Source organism: Burkholderia sp. HMSC10F09 (genome assembly GCF_001806955.1).
GTDB lineage: Bacteria > Pseudomonadota > Gammaproteobacteria > Burkholderiales > Burkholderiaceae > Burkholderia > Burkholderia multivorans.
Genome location: NZ_KV786755.1, coordinates 1 through 4568, shown reverse-complemented (window position 1 = coordinate 4568; position 4568 = coordinate 1). Strand labels below are relative to the sequence as shown.

The 4568-nt window shown below is 65.5% G+C and carries 4 protein-coding genes; 1 reads left to right on the top strand and 3 read right to left on the bottom strand.

What is annotated here, in order from left to right:
- Positions 1–163: 163 nt before the first annotated feature.
- From HMPREF3115_RS16795 to HMPREF3115_RS16785, 3 genes are all read right to left on the bottom strand, one after another.
- Positions 164–730, bottom strand: coding sequence for a barstar family protein (locus HMPREF3115_RS16795; protein ID WP_012214136.1), 567 nt, complete (start codon positions 728–730; stop codon positions 164–166).
- A 16-nt stretch (positions 731–746) separates the two neighbouring features.
- Entirely contained in the window at positions 747–1178 is a 432-nt protein-coding gene (locus HMPREF3115_RS16790; protein WP_006407584.1) for a ribonuclease, read from the bottom strand.
- 371 nt (positions 1179–1549) lie between these two features.
- Positions 1550–3892: an NADP-dependent malic enzyme gene (locus HMPREF3115_RS16785; RefSeq protein WP_035489643.1), complete on the bottom strand. Its 2343-nt coding sequence runs from the start codon at positions 3890–3892 to the stop codon at positions 1550–1552.
- Between the two features lie 136 nt (positions 3893–4028).
- Between HMPREF3115_RS16785 and thiL the strand changes: the two genes are divergently transcribed.
- Positions 4029–4568: thiamine-phosphate kinase (thiL, locus tag HMPREF3115_RS16780; RefSeq protein ID WP_070555260.1), on the top strand; the 540-nt coding region annotated here is incomplete at its 3' end.

The following is a 4568-nucleotide window of genomic DNA, read 5'->3' as shown; positions in this document are numbered from 1 at the left end:
CCGAGACGGCCGGCGCGGCCGTCCTGGCCGCCCTCGCCGCGCGCTGGGGCGGCTGGTAACGCAGCGCCCCGCCGCACGCGAGCGCCGGATGCGAAAAAGCCCGCTGACGCGGGCTTTTCTGCAGATGCCGGCGAATACCGGCAGATAGCGGGTGGTTCGCCGCTTATGCGAACGAATAGAACACGCGGAACGCGACCTTGCGCTCGGCCCAGAACTCGGCGGCCTCGCGGAAGACGTCGAGCAGCGTTTCGCGCCCTTCCTTGTCGAATTTCTGTGCGATCGGCAGCCCTTCGAGCACGATCACGAAGCCCGGCTGCGCACCGGCCTTGGCGACGAGGTCGGTCAGGCAGTCGTACAGCGCGTCGTAATTCTTGCCGAAGTGCTTCGGGAACAGGAACGACGTCGCGATCGTCTCCATCACTTCCTGCTTCGACTGCGCGGCGCCGCAATACGCATAGAGGAAATGCTGGCCGAGCCGGGCGGCTTCGTCGGCGAGATCCTGAACGCGAAATGCGCGGATCGACTGCACGAGATTGGGTCGCACGGTCGTGAAAAGGCTCATAGGCTCCTCGTTCGATGAAAGCCCCGGATCGGCAGATTCCTGTTGGACCGGCGCGGCGCCGGCCTGTGCCGTCGCGCGCAGTTGCATGACGCGCTGAAACAGATTGCCGTCGCCGGCCGCGAACAGTTCCGCCGCCGCCGTATCGTGCGCGTAGATGGAGTCGCTCATGCCGTTCATCCCGAAGTCATTCAACAATACGTTTAAAACTGTTGTAGTGGTCGTCCGTGTAATAACAGTTGTCGATCCGCCGCAATGGCCCGCCGCAGACGATCCGGCGCGCGCCGCGATTGCGCGCGCGCGGCGTCGGCACCGTGTACTCGTGGTAGTAGCCGCGCTTCGCCTTCGGCAGGATCCGCTCACGGTTGCCGAACACGATGCCGTCTTTATCGTACGGATAGGGACCGCCCGCAGCGATCAGGCCGAGCGTGGTCACGGCCTCGCGCGGCAGACGGGCGGTCGGGATCGTATCGAACCCGCCGGCGGCCACATCGGCCGAAACGGTCTGCCGTGCGTAGGCGGCGGAAACCAGACTGCCCGTCGGCGTGCCGACGATACCCATCGCGAACATCGCGAAGACGGACGCGAGCGCGCCGTTGCGGAGCCACTTGCGTGCCATGAACCGGGGTTCCCGCTGTTAAATCAAATAGTTGAACGACCAGCAAAGGCGTTAGCGTAGCGCTATTGTCCGCCCGAATCAATGTTCGTTTGGGAATCGAAAGTGCGCCTTCCTGTCGAATCGCGTATTTTTTACCGAATATTCGTCATTTTTATCTTGTATAGGATAAAATAAGCGCGGCATCTCTCGCGCGGCGAGTCCTGCCTCCTTGCCGCGCTCACCGTCGAGGGTAGGGAGATGCTGATGTTGACTGCGGGATGTGCGCTTGCACGATGCCCGGCGGCGTGCCCGTTGCGGGCACGCCTTTTTTTCGATTGTTGACGTTTTCGCCTGCCGCGCGGCACCGGTCTGCCGGCACCGCGCGTGTGCGCTCAGCGCGCGGCGTTCACATCGGCGACGAGCAGCGCCGCCATGTTCACGATCCGGCGCACGGTCGCCGATTCGGTCAGCACGTGCACCGGCTGCGCGGCGCCGAGCAGGATCGGGCCGATCGCGATGTTGTTGCCGGCTGCCGTCTTCAGCAGGTTGTACGCGATGTTCGCAGCATCGATGTTCGGCAGCACCAGCAGGTTCGCGTCGCCTTCGAGCGTCGATTCCGGCAGGATTTCCTTGCGCAGCGCCGCGTCGAGCGCGACATCGCCGTGCATTTCGCCGTCGACGGTCAGCTCCGGTGCACGTTCCTTCAGGATCGCGAGCGTATCGCGCATCTTCTGCGCGGACGGCGCGTTGCTCGTGCCGAAGTTCGAGTGCGACAGCAGTGCGACCTTCGGCTCGATGCCGAAGCGGCGCACTTCTTCCGCGGCCATGATCGTGATCTCGGCGAGCTGCTCCGGCGTCGGGTCGACGTTCACGTGCGTATCGACGAGGAAGATCTGGCGGCCGGGCAGCACGAGGCCGTTCATCGCCGCGTAGACGCTGCAGCCGGGCCGCTTGCCGATCACCTGGTCGATGAAGTGCAGATGACGGTGCGTCGTGCTGATCGTGCCGCAGATCATCCCGTCCGCCTCGCCCTTTTTCACGAGCATCGAGCCGATCAGCGTCGTGCGGCGGCGCATTTCGACGCGCGCGAGCTGTTCGCTGATGCCCTTGCGCGCCATCATTTTGTAGTAGGTCTGCCAGAAGTCGCGGTAGCGCTCGTCGTGCTCGGTGTTCACGACCGTGAAGTCGGTGCCCGGCGTCAGACGCAGCCCGTAGCGCTGGATGCGGTGTTCGATCACGGCCGGGCGGCCGATCAGGACCGGCTTCGCGAGCTTTTCGTCGACGATGATCTGAACGGCGCGCAACACGCGCTCTTCTTCGCCTTCCGCGAACACGACGCGCTTCTTCTCTTCCGGCGCCGCACGCGCGATCTGGAAGATCGGCTTCATCGTCGTGCCGCTGTGATAGACGAACTGCTGCAGATGCTGCTTGTACGCTTCCATGTCCTCGATCGGACGCGTGGCGACGCCGCCGTCCATCGCGGCCTGCGCGACGGCCGGCGCGATCTTCACGATCAGGCGCGGGTCGAACGGCTTCGGAATCAGGTATTCGGGCCCGAACGACAGATCCTGGATGCCGTATGCGGTCGCGACGATGTCGCTCTGCTCCTGCTGCGCGAGCTCGGCGATCGCGTTGACGGCCGCGATTTCCATTTCCCGCGTGATCGTCGTCGCGCCGACGTCGAGCGCGCCGCGGAAGATGAACGGGAAGCACAGCACGTTGTTGACCTGGTTCGGGTAGTCGGTGCGGCCCGTCGCGAGCACGGCGTCGGGGCGCACTTCGAGCGCGACTTCCGGCAGGATTTCCGGCGTCGGGTTCGCGAGCGCGAGAATCAGCGGGCGCTCGGCCATTCCCTTCACCATCTCCTGCTTCAGCACGCCGGCAGCCGACAGGCCCAGGAAGATGTCCGCGCCGTCGATCACTTCCGCGAGCGTGCGCGCGTCGGTTTCGCGCGCGAAACGCTCCTTGTCCGGATCCATCAGCTCGGTACGGCCCTTGTAGACGACGCCGGCGAGGTCGGTCACCGTGATGTTCTCGATCGGCAGGCCGATGTCGACGAGCAGATCGAGACACGCGAGTGCGGCGGCGCCGGCGCCCGACGCGACGAGCTTGACCTTCTTGATGTCCTTGCCGACGACCTTCAGCCCGTTCGTGACGGCCGCGGCCACGACGATCGCGGTGCCGTGCTGGTCGTCGTGGAACACCGGAATCTTCATGCGCTTGCGCGCTTCGCGCTCAACGATGAAGCAGTCGGGCGCCTTGATGTCCTCGAGGTTGATGCCGCCGAACGTCGGTTCGAGGGCGGCGATCACGTCGACCAGCTTGTGCGGATCGGACTCGTTCAGCTCGATGTCGAACACGTCGATGCCGGCGAACTTCTTGAACAGCACGGCCTTGCCTTCCATCACCGGCTTCGACGCGAGCGGGCCGATGTTGCCGAGCCCGAGCACCGCGGTGCCGTTGGTCACGACGCCGACCAGGTTGCTGCGCGCGGTGAAGCGCGCGGCATTCAGCGGATTCTCGACGATCTCCTCGCATGCGAACGCAACGCCCGGCGAATACGCGAGCGCGAGGTCGCGCTGGTTGATCATCTGCTTGGTCGGGGCGATGGCGACTTTGCCCGGCGTCGGGAATTCGTGGTAGTCGAGGGCGGCTTCGCGGAGCTTGGCTTTGGAGGAGGCTTGGGTGGACATGTGTCTGGTGACGTGCGGATTAGAATGACTGTTCGACGGCATTGTAGCGCCAATCGACCGCCCTCTGACCGTCGATTCGGGTGCAACAGCCGCGACAAAAATGTACTGAACGGTGCAGGAACCGCTGCCGTTCGCCCCGTACAATGCCGTTCCTTCAACCGCTTCGGGTCCATTCGCCGTGCCAGACGCCCTGTCCGAGTTTTCGCTGATCGATCGCTTCTTCGCGCGCCGCGCGGCCCGCGGCGCACGCGTGTCGACGCTCGGCATCGGCGACGATTGCGCGCTGATCGCGCCGCGTTCCGGAAAATTGCTGGCCATTTCGACGGATATGCTCGTCGAGGGCCGGCACTTCTTCCCCGACGTCGCGCCCGAGGCGCTCGGCCACAAGACGCTCGCGGTCAATTTGTCGGACCTGGCGGCGATGGGCGCCGAGCCGCGCGCGTTCACGCTCGCGTGCGCGCTGCCGCGCGCCGATGCCGCATGGCTCGAGGCATTCAGCAACGGGCTGTTCGCGCTGGCCGAGCGCTACGGCTGCGAGCTGATCGGCGGCGACACGACGAGCGGGCCGTTGAATCTGTGCGTGACCGTGTTCGGCGAAGTCGCGCCCGACGCCGCGCTGCGCCGCGACGCCGCGCGCGACGGCGACGACGTCTGGGTGTCGGGCACGCTCGGCGATGCACGCGCCGGGCTCGGTGTCGCGCGCGGCGAATGGGCGGCC